This is a genomic window from Aureimonas populi, assembly GCF_017815515.1.
GTDB lineage: Bacteria > Pseudomonadota > Alphaproteobacteria > Rhizobiales > Rhizobiaceae > Aureimonas > Aureimonas populi.
Genome location: NZ_CP072611.1, coordinates 2,126,057 through 2,140,278, shown reverse-complemented (window position 1 = coordinate 2,140,278; position 14,222 = coordinate 2,126,057). Strand labels below are relative to the sequence as shown.

11 protein-coding genes are annotated in these 14,222 nt (G+C 70.3%); 8 read left to right on the top strand and 3 right to left on the bottom strand.

The features are described from left to right. Positions 1-237 precede the first annotated feature (237 nt). From J7654_RS09915 to J7654_RS09895, 5 genes are read left to right on the top strand one after another with little or no spacing between them, the layout of a single operon-like run. Positions 238-1,200 (top strand): AAA family ATPase, encoded by a 963-nt coding sequence (locus tag J7654_RS09915; RefSeq protein ID WP_377946335.1) that lies wholly within the window; start codon positions 238-240, stop codon positions 1,198-1,200. A 15-nt stretch (positions 1,201-1,215) separates the two neighbouring features. After that, positions 1,216-2,130 carry a DUF58 domain-containing protein gene (locus J7654_RS09910; protein ID WP_209735749.1) on the top strand — a complete coding sequence of 305 codons (915 nt, stop codon included), beginning with the start codon at positions 1,216-1,218 and terminating at the stop codon, positions 2,128-2,130. Next, positions 2,130-4,925, top strand: a complete 2,796-nt coding sequence (locus J7654_RS09905) for a DUF4159 domain-containing protein (RefSeq protein WP_209735748.1) — start codon at positions 2,130-2,132, stop codon at positions 4,923-4,925. The genes J7654_RS09910 and J7654_RS09905 overlap by 1 nt, the downstream gene beginning before the upstream one ends. A 1-nt stretch (position 4,926) precedes the next feature. After that, positions 4,927-7,008: a hypothetical protein gene (locus tag J7654_RS09900; protein ID WP_209735747.1), complete on the top strand. Its 2,082-nt coding sequence runs from the start codon at positions 4,927-4,929 to the stop codon at positions 7,006-7,008. A 42-nt stretch (positions 7,009-7,050) separates the two neighbouring features. After that, on the top strand, positions 7,051-8,064 hold the full coding sequence (locus J7654_RS09895) for a patatin-like phospholipase family protein (protein WP_209735746.1): 1,014 nt from the start codon (positions 7,051-7,053) through the stop codon (positions 8,062-8,064). Here J7654_RS09895 and J7654_RS09890 read toward each other — a convergent pair. Continuing rightward, complete coding sequence (locus J7654_RS09890) at positions 8,057-8,578, bottom strand: GNAT family N-acetyltransferase (protein ID WP_245195454.1); 522 nt, start codon at positions 8,576-8,578, stop codon at positions 8,057-8,059. The two genes, J7654_RS09895 and J7654_RS09890, sit on opposite strands and share 8 nt — an antisense overlap. A gap of 279 nt (positions 8,579-8,857) precedes the next feature. On the opposite strand from J7654_RS09890, the gene J7654_RS09885 reads away from it, so the two are divergent. Continuing rightward, a complete protein-coding gene (locus J7654_RS09885; RefSeq protein WP_209735745.1) occupies positions 8,858-9,844 on the top strand; it encodes a glutathione S-transferase family protein in 987 nt (328 codons plus the stop codon). 103 nt (positions 9,845-9,947) lie between these two features. Beyond that, complete coding sequence (locus J7654_RS09880) at positions 9,948-10,907, top strand: metallophosphoesterase family protein (protein ID WP_245195453.1); 960 nt, start codon at positions 9,948-9,950, stop codon at positions 10,905-10,907. 7 nt (positions 10,908-10,914) lie between these two features. Here the strand turns inward: J7654_RS09880 and J7654_RS09875 are convergent, their stop codons facing one another. Next, the gene (locus J7654_RS09875; protein WP_209735744.1) at positions 10,915-11,532 is read right to left on the bottom strand and encodes a hypothetical protein; all 618 of its coding nucleotides are present in this window, start codon (positions 11,530-11,532) and stop codon (positions 10,915-10,917) included. A gap of 94 nt (positions 11,533-11,626) precedes the next feature. Next, the gene (gene leuA / locus J7654_RS09870; RefSeq protein ID WP_209740404.1) at positions 11,627-13,294 is read right to left on the bottom strand and encodes a 2-isopropylmalate synthase; all 1,668 of its coding nucleotides are present in this window, start codon (positions 13,292-13,294) and stop codon (positions 11,627-11,629) included. 225 nt (positions 13,295-13,519) lie between these two features. On the opposite strand from leuA, the gene J7654_RS09865 reads away from it, so the two are divergent. Further along, the gene (locus J7654_RS09865) at positions 13,520-14,218 is read left to right on the top strand and encodes a P-loop NTPase family protein (protein WP_245195451.1); all 699 of its coding nucleotides are present in this window, start codon (positions 13,520-13,522) and stop codon (positions 14,216-14,218) included. The last annotated feature ends 4 nt before the right edge of the window (positions 14,219-14,222 follow it).

Here is a 14,222-nt window from a genome sequence, read left to right as displayed (position 1 = left end):
AAGCTTCTATGACAAGTCCTTGATCGTCCGCGCTTCCCGGAAGGGGGAGCGGGCCGGAGCAGTCTTATTTTGGCCGGCCTTGCCAGTCACCAGATAGTTCCCCGATCCACGCTTGCCATCCGCGCCTCCGGGCGATTTCATGGCGCCGGCGGCCGGCCCGCCGCCTCGCCGCCCTTCCGACGGAGAACCGCCATGACGATCCTCGAGCCGCAGACCCAGACGCTCGACGCCGACGCGATGGTGGGCCTTGCCGAACGGGCCCTGTCCGACATCGCCGATGTGCGCCGCTCGGTGGGGCGCGTCATCTTCGGGCAGGAGACGGTGGTGGAGCAGAGCCTCATCGCGATCCTGGCGGGCGGCCATGCGCTGCTGGTGGGCGTGCCGGGCCTTGCCAAGACCAAGCTGGTGGAGACGCTGGGCACGGCGCTCGGCCTCGACGCGCGCCGCATCCAGTTCACGCCGGACCTGATGCCCTCCGACATCGTGGGCACGGAGGTGATGGATCAGGACGAGAGCGGACGCCGCTCCTTCCGCTTCGTGAAGGGGCCCGTCTTCGCCCAGCTCCTGATGGCCGACGAGATCAACCGCGCCTCGCCGCGCACGCAGTCCGCCCTGCTCCAGGCCATGCAGGAATACCACGTGACGGTGGCCGGCGAGCGCCACGACCTGCCCGCACCCTTCCACGTTTTGGCGACGCAGAACCCGCTGGAGCAGGAAGGCACCTATCCCCTGCCCGAGGCCCAGCTCGACCGCTTCCTGATGCAGATCGACGTCGCCTATCCCGACATCGAGGCCGAGCGGCGCATCCTGCTGGCGACCACGGGCGCGAAGGAGGACAAGGCGGAGCCGGTGATGAGCGCGGAGCGCCTGCGCGAGATCCAGCTCCTGGTGCGCCGGATGCCGGTGAGCGACACCGTGGTGGAGGCGATCCTCGCCCTCGTGCGCTCCGCCCGGCCCGGGCACGGCTCGGCCGAGACGGACGCGCATGTCGCCTGGGGCCCGGGACCGCGCGCCAGCCAGGCGCTGATGACCTGCGTGCGCGCCCGCGCCCTCTATGACGGGCGCCTCGCCCCCTCCATCGACGACGTGAAGGCACTGGCCGAGCCGATCCTCCAGCACCGCATGGCGCTGAACTTCTCCGCCCGCGCCGAGGGCGTCCATGTGCGCGACGTGGTCGGCCGGCTGTCGCGCGCGATCTAAGGGGCGGGCTCGCTCATGGCCTCGATCGGCTCGATCACGGATGTCACGCCCGGCCCCGAGGCGCTCGGCCGCGCGCGCCGGCACGCGGGCCTGTTGCCCGACCTGCTGGTGGAATCGCAGCGCATCGTGGCGAGCGTGACGGCGGGCTGGCACGGGCGGCGGCGGCGGGGCCAGGGCGAGAATTTCTGGCAGTTCCGCCCCTTCGTGGACGGCGAGCCGGTGTCGCGCATCGACTGGCGGCGCTCGGCCCGCGACGACCATGTCTACCTGCGCGACCGCGAATGGGAGGCGGCGCAGACCGTGTGGCTGTGGGCCGACCCCTCCCCGTCCATGCTCTACAAATCCGCCGGCGCCGGCGTTTCCAAGGAATCGCGCGCGCTCGTGCTGGCGCTGGCGCTGGCCGAGCTTCTCGCGCGCTCGGGCGAGCGGATCGGCTATCCCGGCGTTCTGGACCCCGTCTCGGCCCGCAACGCGGCCGAGCGGATCGCCGCCGCGCTTGTCACGGCCCGCCCGGCCGGCGGCTTTCCCGCCACCGAGCGCCTGAAGCGGCATTGCGAGTTCGTCGCCATTGGCGACTTCCTCGATCCCGTCGAGGAGACGACCGCCCGCATCGACCGCCTTGCCCGCTCGGGCGTGCGCGGCCACCTCGTGCAGGTGTTCGACCCGGCCGAGGAAGACTTCCCCTTCACCGGGCGCACCGAGTTTCGCGACCCCGAAAGCGGCGCGCGGCTGACGGCGGGGCGCGCCGAAACGCTGGCGCAGGACTATCGCCGGCTCTTCCACGCCCGGCGCGAGCACCTGGCCGAGCATTGCCGCCGGCTCGGCTGGAGCTTCACGCCCCACCGCACCGACAGGCTGGCCTCCGAGGCGCTGGTGGCCCTGCACGGCCGCCTCTCCGGCGCGCCGGCGGCGGCAGGGGGCCGGGGCTGATGGGCGGCCTGTCCTTCGGCGCGCCGCTGATCCTGGCCGGGCTCCTGGCCCTGCCGGCGATCTGGTGGCTGCTGCGCCTCACGCCGCCTCGGCCGCAGACGGAAGCCTTCCCGCCGTGGCGTATCCTGGAGCGGATCGTCAAGCGCGAGGAGACGCCCGCGCGCAGCCCCTGGTGGCTCACGCTCCTGCGCCTTCTCCTGGCCGCCGCGATCATCTTCGCGCTCGCCGCCCCCATCCTCAACCCGCGCGAGAACGCGCTGGCGGGCGACGGGCCGCTTGCCATTCTCATGGACAATGGCTGGGCAAGCGCGGGGGATTGGGACGAGAGGACGGCCGCCGCCGAGGCGCTGATCCGGGAGGCGGCCGACCAGGGGCGCCCCGTCGCCCTCGCCTTCTCGGCCGACCCGGCCGGCGACGCGACGCCGATCGAGGCCGCCGCCGCGCTGGAGCGGCTGGCCGCCGCCGGCCCGCTTCCCGTGCCGGTGGACCGGCTCGCCGCCGCCGAGCGCCTTTCGACGGCGCTGGCGGGCGGCGCCGCGCCCAGCCTGGCACTCCTGACGGACGGGCTCGATTCGCCCGGCACCGCCGAGGCAGGCGCGGCCCTTGCCGCGCTCGGCCCCGCGCAGACTGTCCTGTTCCGCCCCTCCACCGACGGGCTCATCGCCCTGACGGGCGCCGAGAATGCCGGCGACGCGCTGGCGGTGAGCGCCACCCGCCCGCCCGGCGCCACGGGGCTGTCGCGCCCTCTCCGGCTTCTCGACGCGCAGGGCCGCGAGATCGGCCGGGCCGAGCTCAGCTTTCCGGCCGGCGACACGCAGGGCGCGGCGCGCTTCGAGGTGCCGGTGGAACTGCGCAACGACATCGCCCGCATCGAAGCGGAGGGCTTTGCGAACGCCGCCGAGGTTCGCCTCGTGGACGACAGCTTCCGCCGCCGCAAGGTGGCGGTGATCTCCGGCGAGGCCTCCGATCTCGGCCAGCCCCTGCTCTCGCCGCTGAACTACATCACACGGGCCATCGAGCCCTTCGCCGACGTGGAACGCGCGGGCAGCGCCAATCTTTCCGTCTCCGTGCCGCGCCTTCTGGAGGAAGGGCCCTCGGTGGTGATCCTCGCCGATATCGGCGTTCTGCCGGGCGCGGTGCATGAGGCGCTGGAGGGCTTCGTGGCGGAGGGCGGCATCCTCCTGCGCTTCGCCGGGCCGCGCCTGGCCGCCAGCGTGGGCGAGGATACGCTGGTGCCCGTGCGCCTGCGCGCGGGCGAGCGGCAGCTCGGCGGGGCGATGTCCTGGTCGCAGCCCCAGCCCTTCGCGCCCATGCCGGGCGAAAGCCCGTTCGCCGGCCTTGCCGTGCCGCCGGACGTGACGGTGACGCGCCAGGTTCTGGCCGAGCCCTCGGCCACGCTCGACCATCAGGTCTGGGCGAACCTCTCGGACGGAACGCCCATCGTCACCGCCGCCGCGCGCGGCGCGGGAACGGTGGTGCTGGTCCACACCGCCGCCGACGCAAGCTGGTCCAACCTGCCGCTTTCCGGCACCTTCGTGGAGATGCTCCGGCGCATCGTCGCCCTGTCGCGCTCGGGGGCGGCGGCGCCGGCCAGCGGCCAGCTCGCGCCCTATCGCGCGCTCGACGCGAGCGGGCTGATGACGATGCCAGCGTCCTCCACGCGCCCTCTCGTCATCGAGGCGGGCGTGCGCACGCCCGCCGACAACGCCAACCCGCCGGGCCTCTACGGAAGCGACCTGGGCTTTCGCGCGCTCAACCTGTTCGAGGAGGGCGACACGCTGGCCCCCTTCCCCGCCGAGGCGGCCGCGGGCGCCACGAGCCTTTCCTACGGATTGATGGATTCCACCGACCTGAAACCCGCCCTCCTCCTCGCCGCCCTTGCCCTTTTCGCGCTCGACGCCGCCGCGCTCCTGTGGCTGCACGGCGGCTTCTCGCGCATGCGCCGCCGGCTCGGCCCGCGCGGCGCGGCCGCGCTGCCGGTGCTGGCGCTGGCCTGCGTGCTCGCGGCCGGCGGACAGGCGCAGGCGCAGGAGTTCGGCGAGGTCGACACAGCCCGCGCGCTGGCCGCCACCACCGCCACGCACCTGGCCTATGTGCAGACCGGCGACGGGGCGCGGGACGAGATCTCGCGGCAAGGGCTCACCGGCCTTTCCCGCTTCATCGCCGCCAAGACGGCGCTGGAGCCGGGCGAGCCGATGGAAGTGGATCTGGAGACGGACGAATTGTCCTTCTTCCCCGTGATCTACTGGCCGGTGGACCCCGCCGCGCAGATGCCGAGCCAGGCCGCCATCAGCCGGATCGACGCCTATATGAAGCAGGGCGGCACGGTGCTTTTCGATGTGGAGGACAACGAGATGAACGCGCTGGGCGGCACCGTTTCGGCGGGGCAGCGGCGCCTGCGCGACATTCTGGCCGATCTCGACATCGCGCCGCTGGAGCCGGTGCCGGCCGACCATGTGCTGACCAAGGCGTTCTATCTCCTCGACGACTTTCCCGGCCGGCGCACCGGCTCCGACCTTTGGGTGGAGGCCAGCCTGCGCGGCGATGAGGCCGAGGCGCGCCCGGCGAGCGCCGGTGACGGGGTGTCCTCCATCATGATCACCTCGAACGACTTCGCCTCCGCCTGGGCGGTGGACGATTCGGGCATGTTCGTGTTCCCCACCGATTCCGCCGACCCGGCACAGCGCGAATTCGCCTACCGGGCGGGGGTCAACATCGTGATGTACGTGCTGACCGGCAACTACAAGGCCGACCAGGTGCACGTGCCGGCGCTTCTCGAACGGCTGGGACAGTGACATGAGCTGGTCCATCGCCTTCGCCCCCGTCTTCCCGTGGGCGCAGATCGCCATCTTCGCGGCCGTGGCGGGGCTCGTCGCGCTGGTTCTCCTGCTCTCGGGCCTGCGCGGGGCCGTGCTGCGCGTGCTGGCGCTGGCCGCGCTCCTGCTCGCGCTCGCCAACCCCGTGGCGCTGCGCGAGGAGCGCGACCCCCTCTCCAGCGTCGTCGCGCTGGTCGTGGACCGAAGCCAGAGCCAGGGCATCGGCGAACGCAACGCGCAGACCGACGCCGCGCTGGCGGGGTTGCAGGCGGAACTGGCCGAGCGCCCGGAGCTGGAAGTGCGCGTCGTGGAAGCGGGCGCGGAGCCCGGCGCGGACCCGGAACGGACCACCGCCCTCTTCTCCGCCCTCGGAACCGCGCTGCGGGACGTCTCGCCCGCCCGCGTCGGCGGGGCGATCCTGCTGACGGACGGCCAGGTGCACGACATTCCCGAAAGCGCGGCCGAACTCGGCTTCGCCGCCCCCGTCCACGCGCTGGTGACCGGCCGGCCCGACGAGTTCGACCGGCGCGTGGAGATCGTCTCCTCCCCGCGCTTCGGCGTGGTGGGAGAGGAGCAGCGCCTGACCTACCGTATCATCGAGGAGGGCGAAGGCGCGGGCGAGGCGCCGGTGGAGCTTCGCGCCTATCTGAACGGCGACCTCTTCGCCCGGCAGACGGCGGTGCCGGGGCGCGAGGGCGAGCTGGCCTTCCAGCTCCCGCGCGCGGGCGAAAGCATCGTCGAGCTTTCCGTGGCCGGAGAAGAGCGCGAGATCACCACCGTCAACAACCGCGCCATCGCCGTGGTGGACGGCATTCGCGAGAACCTGCGCGTCCTGCTCGTCTCGGGCGAGCCCCATGCGGGCGAGCGCACATGGCGCAACCTCCTGAAGTCCGACGCGGCGGTGGACCTCGTGCATTTCACCATCCTGCGCCCGCCGGAGAAGCAGGACGGCACGCCGATCGACGAACTCTCGCTCATCGCCTTTCCCACGCGCGAGCTCTTCGTGGAGCGGATCGAGGATTTCGATCTCATCATCTTCGACCGCTACCAGCGCCGGGGCGTGCTGCCGACGCTCTATTACGACTATATCGCGCAATATGTGGAGAATGGCGGGGCCATCCTCGTCGCCGCAGGGCCGGAATATGCTGGGCGCGATTCCATCGCCAGCTCGCCGCTCGCCTCCGTGCTGCCGGCGCTGCCGACGGGCGCGGTGGACGAGCAGCCCTTCCGCGCCGCCCTCTCGGACCTCGGCCGCAAGCATCCCGTAACGCGCGACCTGCCGGGGGCCGAGCAGACGCCGCCCGCCTGGAGCCCGTGGTTCCGTTCCATCGACGTGGGCGGCACGGCGGGCGAAGTGGTGATGGAGGGGCCGGACGAGAAGCCGCTCCTGGTGCTGGACCGCGCCGGCGAAGGGCGCGTCGCGCTCCTGCTTTCGGACCATGGCTGGCTCTGGTCGCGCGGCTTCGACGGCGGCGGCCCCCATGTCGCGCTGTTCCGCCGGCTGGCGCACTGGCTGATGAAGGAGCCGGAGCTGGAGGAGGAGGCGCTGCGGGCCGTGGCGGGCGAGGACGGCATCACCGTCACGCGCAACACGATCGGGGAGAATCCGGGCCCGGCCACCATCGTCACCCCCGGCGGCACGGCCTCCACCCTCGCGCTGGAGGAGACCGGCGAAGGTCTCTGGACGGGCCGGATCGAGGCGGGCGAGCTCGGCCTCTACCAGATCGCCAACGGCGATCTGCGCACGCTCGTCAATGTCGGGCCGGTGAATCCGCGCGAATACCGCGAGGCGATCTCGACGCAAGACAAGCTCGCGCCGCTCGCGCAGGACAGCGGCGGCAGCGTGCGGCGGCTGGCGCAGGCGGAGGGCGACATCGCCCTGCCCCGCATCCAGACCGTCGCGCCCCGCGCCCCCGCCTCGGGCGAGAACTGGATCGGGCTGCGCCGCAGCGAGGAGACCGTGCTGCGCGGGGTGGAGCGCACGCCGCTCTTCGCCGGCTTCCTGGGGCTGGCGGTGCTGCTGCTGGGTATCTCGGCCACCTGGTATCGCGAGGGCCGCTAGGGAAGCGGCCGTCGCGACGCCTCGAACCCACGGGAGGCCCGATTGGCCAAACGCATCTGCCTGGCCCTGCAGGGCGGCGGCGCGCATGGAGCCTTCACCTGGGGCGTGCTCGACCGGCTTCTGGAGCGGCAGGCCATCGAGGTGACGGCGGTGTCGGGCACCAGCGCGGGCGCAATGAACGCCGCCGCCCTCGTGACGGGCTTGGTCGCGGGCGGCCCCTCGCAGGCCCGCGAGGGGCTCTCCCGCTTCTGGCAGGCCGTCTCAGAGCGCTCGCCGCTCGGCGTGGTGGAGCGGGCGATGCCCTTCATGCCCATGCCCTTCATGGAGGGCGCGCTGGAGCGGATGAAGGTGTTCGGCCAGCTCGTTTCGCCATACCACCCGGCCCTGCCCACGGCCAACGCGCTGAAAAGCGTCATCGAGGCGACGATCGACCTTGGCCTTCTGGCGAGCCAGACCATGATTCCGACCTTCGTTTCGGCAACGGATGTGGAGAGTGGCCGGGCGCGCCTGTTCACCGGGCGCGAACTGAGCGCAGACGCGCTCCTGGCCTCGGCCTGCCTGCCGAACCTCTTCCGCGCCGTCGAGATCGACGGGCGCTCCTATTGGGACGGCGGCTATACGGGCAATCCTGTCCTGACGCCGCTCTTCTCGGACGACTGCGACTGCACGGACCTTTTGATCGTGCAGGTGACGCCCTTCGAGCGCGCCGGGGCGCCGCGGCAGCCGGCCGAGATCATGAACCGCGTCAACGAGATCACCTTCAATTCCTCTCTCCTGCGCGACCTGCGCACGGTGGCGGAAATCCAGAAGCTGGCACGGGGCGAGCGCTTCGAGAATTCGGTGCTGCGCCGGACCGCGGCCCTGCGCGTCCATATGATCGCGGCCGGCCCCGAGATTGGCGAAGGGGGCGTGGCCGGCAAGCTCGACACGCGGCTCTCCGCCCTCTCGCGGCTTTGCGACCTCGGGCGGGCGGCGGCCCTGCGCTGGATGGAGGAGAGCTACGAGGCCGTGGGACAGCGCAGCACGGCCTCCCCCATGCTGGAATCGTTCACGTAAGGCGGGGGCCCACCGGGCCCTCCAGCCCTTCAAGGGCGCCGGGCCTGAGCGCGAGCGCCAGGATGCGCGCCTCGTCCACCGGCCCCGGCATCCGCAGCGAGCCCCGGGGCAGCGGAGAATAGCCGAGCGGCATGTAATAGGCCCGGTCGCCGACGAGGAAGATCACCTCCTCCCCGGCCTCCCGCGCGGCATCGGCGGCCAGCGCCATCAGCGCGCGCCCCACGCCCTTGCCCTTGCAGGCGGGGCGCACGGCGAGCGGGCCGAGCATCACGGCCGGACGCGCGCCGACCATGACGCGGGTCTGGCGCACGGAGCCGACCAGCTCCCCATGGCGCACCGCCACGAAGGAAAGGGACCGGTCGTGCGGCGCCATCTCGCGAACGCGCGAGGCCGCGCGCGCGAAGCGGCCGGGGCCGAAGGCCTCATCGGCCATCGCCTCGACGGCATCGTCGAACGAGGGAGTTTCGGTCAGGAAATGGATTTCGAGATGGGCGGGCAGCGACATCATCTGCATCGGGCTCCGAAAGGGCAGGCATGGCGCCGCCCCGGCCCGAGCTTGACGTCAGGCGGAAGCGGCGCTGCGGACCGCGGCTCTTGCCGCCGTCGTCGTTCGTCGTCGCAGAATGCGCATCGGGCTCGCCCCAACCGTGAAAATCCGATGCGCCCATAGCACCCCCCGGGCCGCTCGTAAATCGTCTTGCGCCGATCGATTGACGCTGTGTCGAGCCCGCAACCGGTGGAACGCGGCAGCCGCGCCTGCTTTACCCCCAACAGGACACGCAAGGAGCGGACGATGGGCCTGTTGATCGACGGCGAATGGCACGACCAATGGTACGACACCGCCAAGAGCGGCGGCTCCTTCCAGCGCACCACGACGAGCTTCCGCCGCTGGGTGACGGCGGACGGGCGGCCCGGCCCGGACGGGCAGGACGCCGTTCCCGCGCAGGCAGGCCGCTACCACCTCTATGTCTCGCTCGCCTGCCCCTGGGCGCATCGCACACTGATCTTCCGCAAGCTGAAGAAGCTGGAGGATGTCATCTCGGTCTCGGTGGTGGACTGGTTCATGGGCAAGAACGGCTGGGAGTTTTCCGACCGGCCGGGCACGGTGCCCGACAGTGTGAACGGCGCCTCGCGGCTCTACGAGATCTACCTCAAGGCCGACCCGCATTATTCCGGGCGCGTGACGGTGCCCGTCCTGTGGGACAAGCAGGAGGGCACGATCGTCTCCAACGAGTCGGCCGAGATCATCCGGATGCTGAATTCCTCCTTCGACGCCTTCGGAGACGACACGCTCGACTTCTGCCCGCCCGAGCTTCGCGCCGAGATCGACGCGATCAACGGCACGGTCTACGAGGCGGTGAACAACGGCGTCTACAAATGCGGCTTCGCCACCACGCAGGACGCCTATGAGAAGCCGTTCCACATACTGTTCGCGACTCTGGACGAGCTGGAGGCCCGCCTTTCGCGGCAGCGATACCTGGCGGGAAGCCGCATCACGGAGGCCGACTGGCGGCTGTTCACCACGCTGATCCGCTTCGACGCGGTCTATCACGGCCATTTCAAATGCAATCTGCGCCGGATCGCGGACTATCCGAACCTCTTCTCCGCCATGCTCGAGCTCTACCAATGGCCCGGCGTGCGCGAAACGGTGAACTTCCACCACATCAAGCACCATTATTACGAGAGCCACGACACCATCAATCCGACGCGCATCGTGCCGCTGGGGCCCCGGCAGGACCTCGACCGCCCCCATGGCCGCGAGCGCTTGAAGGCCGCCTGACGGGACATCTGCCATCGGGAGGGCGTGCGAGAAAACGCCCGCATCACCCATTCGCGATGCCGGCGGCCCTTCCTTTGCGGCAGCCGGCCGTTACATTGCCGGCATGTTCCGCCTTGCCCATCTGTCCGACATCCATCTCGGCCCGCTTCCCGCAGTGTCCTATCGCGAGCTCGTCTCGAAGCGGATCACCGGCTACATCAACTGGCAGCGCAACCGGAAGCGGGCGATGTTCGGCGATACGCTGATCCAGCTCGTGGCCGACCTGAAGGAGCGCGCGCCCGACCACGTGGCGGTGACGGGCGATCTGGTGAACCTTGCAACCCGCAAGGAGGTGGAGGGCGCCAAGGAGTGGCTGGAGGACCTCGGCGACCCGAAATGGGTTTCCGTGGTGCCGGGCAATCACGATGCCTACGTGCCCGGCGCGCTGAACCGCGCCTATCGCGAATGGCACCCCTACCTGATCGGCGACCGCTACCGGAACGGGATGCGCAAGTTCCCCTATCTGCGCATCCGCGACAATGTCGCCATCATCGGCATTTCCAGCGCCGAGGCAACGGCGCCCTTCTTCGCCACCGGCAGCTTCAAGCGCGGGCAGGCGCTGGCGGGGGCGCGGCTGCTGCGCCAGACCCGGGACAAGGGCCTGTTCCGCGTGGTCCTGATCCATCATCCGCCCATCTCCGGCGCGGCCGCCTGGTCCAAGCGGCTGATCGGCAAGCAACTCTTCTCCAAGATGATCCGGGATCTCGGCGCCGAGCTCGTGCTGCATGGCCACACCCATCTCGACACGCTCTATTGGCTGACGGGGCCGGACGGGGCCAAGGTGCCGGTGGTGGGCGTGCCGAGTGCCAGCCAGAACGCCGGCGACCACAAGCCTGCCTCGCGCTACAACCTGTTCGAGATCGAGGGCGGGCCGGGCGACTGGACGCTGACGCAGCGCGAGCGCGGCCTGCGCGCCGACGGCAGCGGCATAGACTGGATTCGCGAGCGGACGCTGCTTTCCGACGGCCGGGCGGTGGACGCCAGGCCGCGCGTGGACCTGCCGCCGGCCAAGCTCGCCAGCTAAGGCCGCCTCAGACCAGCGGCACGCCGCGCAGGGCGGCGAAGGCGACGAGCGCGCCCATGCCGATGAGGATGCCCGCCACCAGGAGGGCCAGCGCCGCGCCATGGCCGGCGAGCGTGCCGCGCCGGGGCGTCTGCGCCAAAATGGGATCGTCGGAAGCGATACGCGCGCCGGCGCGGGCGGCGAGCCGCTCGGCCATGCCGTCGTCGAGTGCCAGCGCCCTGTCGCGCTCCACGATCCGCTCCGCCACATAGTCGGTCACGCGTTCGGCGATGACGCGCGCCTCGGGCGATTCGGCCAGCGTCGTGCGCCCCAGCCGTGTCTCTCGCACGAAGCGGTAGGTGCGCCGGTCGCGCGCCATCATCACATGCGCCGTCCCGTCGACCCAGAAGCGCGGCTGCTGGCCGCCGGACAGGTAGAAGTCGAAGAGATCGTCCTCGGCCGGCACCGCATCGACGATGGGTTGCAGCTCCTCGGCGAATATCTCGAGCCGGGCCCGGTCGGCCTCGCGAATGTCCACGACCACATCGGTGCGGTGGGCGGAGGCGATCTTGGCGGCGCGCACCGCCTCCGCGAGCCGCCGAGACCCGCTCGTCGCCAGTGCCAGCCCTGCCCGTGCCTCGGCCATACAAGTGCTCCCGATCGCTCGACGCCGCATCGGTTAACGTATCGTCACCCCGGCGTCGAGCAATCTGGCCGTCGAGGCTGGCCCGACGCTGGCCTTACGGCCTTGCGAGGATGCGATTGGCCGCCGAAACGATGGCCTTGAGCGAGGAGGTGACGGCATTTCGGTCGATCCCCGCGCCGAAGACGCGCCCGCCGCCGTGCTCGATCTCCATATAGGTGATCGCGGAGGCGTCCGAGCCGCGCTGGAGCGAGTGCTCGGAATAATCGACGATGCTCATGTCGAGGCCCAGATGCCGGTTCAGCGCGTCGATGAACCCCTCGATGGCGCCGGACCCCTTGCCCTTGATCGCGATCTCGCGCCCGTCGTCGCGGATGGTCGCCTCCAGCTCGCGGCCCGACCGGTCCTTCGTGGCCTGCGTGTGATGGTCGAGGAAGGCGATGCGCGCGCCGGGTTGCTCGACATAGGCTTCCAGGAAGCGCTCGTAGATGCGCTTGACGGGCAGCTCGCGCCCCTCCTCGTCGGTGATCGCCTGGATATCCTCGCGGAACTCGATCTGGAGGTTGCGCGGCAGGTTCAACCCGTAGTCGGCCTGGAGCACATAGGCGATGCCGCCCTTGCCCGACTGGGAGTTGATGCGGATGATCGCCTCGTAGGAGCGGCCCACATCCTTCGGGTCGATGGGCAGGTAAGGCACCTCCCACAGCTCCGTGTTGGCGACCTCCTTGGCCTTCATCCCCTTGTTGATCGCGTCCTGATGCGAGCCGGAGAAGGCGGTGTAGACCAGCTCGCCCACATAAGGGTGGCGCTCGGGAATCGCGAGCTGGTTGCAGTATTCGTAGACGTCCTTGATGCGGTTGATGTCGGAGACGTCGAGCTGCGGGTCCACCCCTTGGGTGAACATGTTGAGCGCCAGCGTGACGAGATCGACATTGCCCGTGCGCTCGCCGTTTCCGAACAGCGTGCCCTCCACGCGGTCGGCGCCGGCCAGGAGGCCCAGCTCGGTGGCCGCGACAGCCGTTCCCCGGTCGTTGTGCGGGTGCAGGGAGAGGATGATGCTCTCGCGGTTGTCGAGATTGCGGCTCATCCACTCGATCTGGTCGGCGTGGATGTTGGGCGTGGACATCTCGACCGTGGCCGGCAGGTTCAGGATCAGCCGGTTCTGCGGCGTCGGGCGGATGATCTCGGCCACCGCGTTGCAGATCTCCAGCGCGAAATCGAGCTCGGTGCCGGTGAAGCTCTCGGGCGAATATTCGAAGCGGTACCCGCCCCCGGCCTTCTCGGCCATGTCCACGATCATCTTCGCCGCATCCGTGGCGATGCGCAGGATGCCGGCGCGATCCTTGGCGAAGACGACGCGGCGCTGCAACTCGCTGGTGGAGTTGTAGAAATGGACGATGGGCGCGCGCGCGCCCGAAAGGCTCTCGAAAGTGCGCTGGATCAGTTCAGGCCGGCATTGCACCAGCACCTGGAGGGACACGTCGTCCGCGACGCCCCCTTCCTCGATGGCCCAGCGCGTGAAGTCGAAATCGGTCTGCGAGGCCGAGGGGAAGCCGATCTCGATCTCCTTGAAGTTCATGTCCTTCAGGAGGGCGAACATGCGCGCCTTGCGCTCGTGGCCCATCGGGTCCACCAGCGCCTGGTTGCCGTCGCGCAGATCGACCGAGCACCAGATCGGCGCGGTCTCGATGGACCTGGTCGGCCATTGCCGATCGGGCAGGTCCACGGCGGGATAGGGCTGATATTTCGTGCCGGCCTGGCCCATCACGGGGGTCGAGCTCATGTCGCTTGTCCTTTCGGCGATGACGGGCGTCCGTGCGGACGTCACGCGTCATCCTTCATTTCAACTTGGGTGTGAAGGCGAAGGGACAAGACGCCAAAGCGCCGGCTCGACCGCCGGGCGCCCCTTCTTCAACGGGCCCGGCGATCGCCGCTAAGGAGAAGAAGGCCGAGCGAACGCAGAAGCACCGGCGCCATGGAGGCGCGGGGCGTGACCGGGACGATGGTCTGGGCGGCGTTCATGGCCGGGAAGATGCAGCGGCGCGTCACAAAAGGCAAGGCGATTTCCGCAAGGCCGTTGCCGCGCCGGCAAGGCGGCATTAGAACCGGCCTCGCGAAACCACCGGACGGACGAGCGATGACCACGCTTCGCCTGCACATCACCGGCGCCGCCTGCTCGGGCGTGACGACGCTCGGCGAGACGCTCGCGGCGGTTCTCGGCGCTGCCCATGTCGATAGCGACGACTTCTACTGGATGCCGACCGATCCGCCCTTCAGCACCAAGCGCGCCCCTCAGGATCGCGTTCGCCTGATGGCGGACGCGCTCGGCGAGGAGGGATGGGTCCTGTCCGGGTCCCTGATGGGCTGGGGCGATTCGCTTGTGGAGGGCGCGGACCTCATCGTCTTCGTCGATACGCCGACCGCCCTGCGCATGGAGCGCCTCAGGCGGCGCGAAAGGGAGCGATTCGGCGAGCGCATCCTGCCGGGCGGCGACATGCACGCCATCCATACGGACTTCGTCGCATGGGCGGAGCGATATGACGACCCGAACTTCGCGGGAAGAAGCCGTGCCCGGCACGAGGCCTGGCTGGGCAGACAGAGCGCGCCGCTGCTGCGCCTCGATGGCCGCGAAGAGCCTCGATCGCTCGCCGAGCGGGTCCTCGCCGCCGCTTCACCGCGAGAGCGTTAGAATA

Excerpts from the sequence above, each read along its gene's own strand:
- J7654_RS09915 (WP_377946335.1), top strand. The coding sequence starts at position 238 with ATGGTGGGCCTTGCCGAACGGGCCCTGTCCGACATCGCCGATGTGCGC.
- J7654_RS09910 (WP_209735749.1), top strand. The coding sequence starts at position 1,216 with ATGGCCTCGATCGGCTCGATCACGGATGTCACGCCCGGCCCCGAGGCG.
- J7654_RS09905 (WP_209735748.1), top strand. The coding sequence starts at position 2,130 with ATGGGCGGCCTGTCCTTCGGCGCGCCGCTGATCCTGGCCGGGCTCCTG.
- J7654_RS09900 (WP_209735747.1), top strand. The coding sequence starts at position 4,927 with ATGAGCTGGTCCATCGCCTTCGCCCCCGTCTTCCCGTGGGCGCAGATC.
- J7654_RS09890 (WP_245195454.1), bottom strand. The coding sequence starts at position 8,578 with ATGCAGATGATGTCGCTGCCCGCCCATCTCGAAATCCATTTCCTGACC.
- J7654_RS09885 (WP_209735745.1), top strand. The coding sequence starts at position 8,858 with ATGGGCCTGTTGATCGACGGCGAATGGCACGACCAATGGTACGACACC.
- J7654_RS09880 (WP_245195453.1), top strand. The coding sequence starts at position 9,948 with ATGTTCCGCCTTGCCCATCTGTCCGACATCCATCTCGGCCCGCTTCCC.
- J7654_RS09875 (WP_209735744.1), bottom strand. The coding sequence starts at position 11,532 with ATGGCCGAGGCACGGGCAGGGCTGGCACTGGCGACGAGCGGGTCTCGG.
- leuA (WP_209740404.1), bottom strand. The coding sequence starts at position 13,294 with ATGGGCCAGGCCGGCACGAAATATCAGCCCTATCCCGCCGTGGACCTG.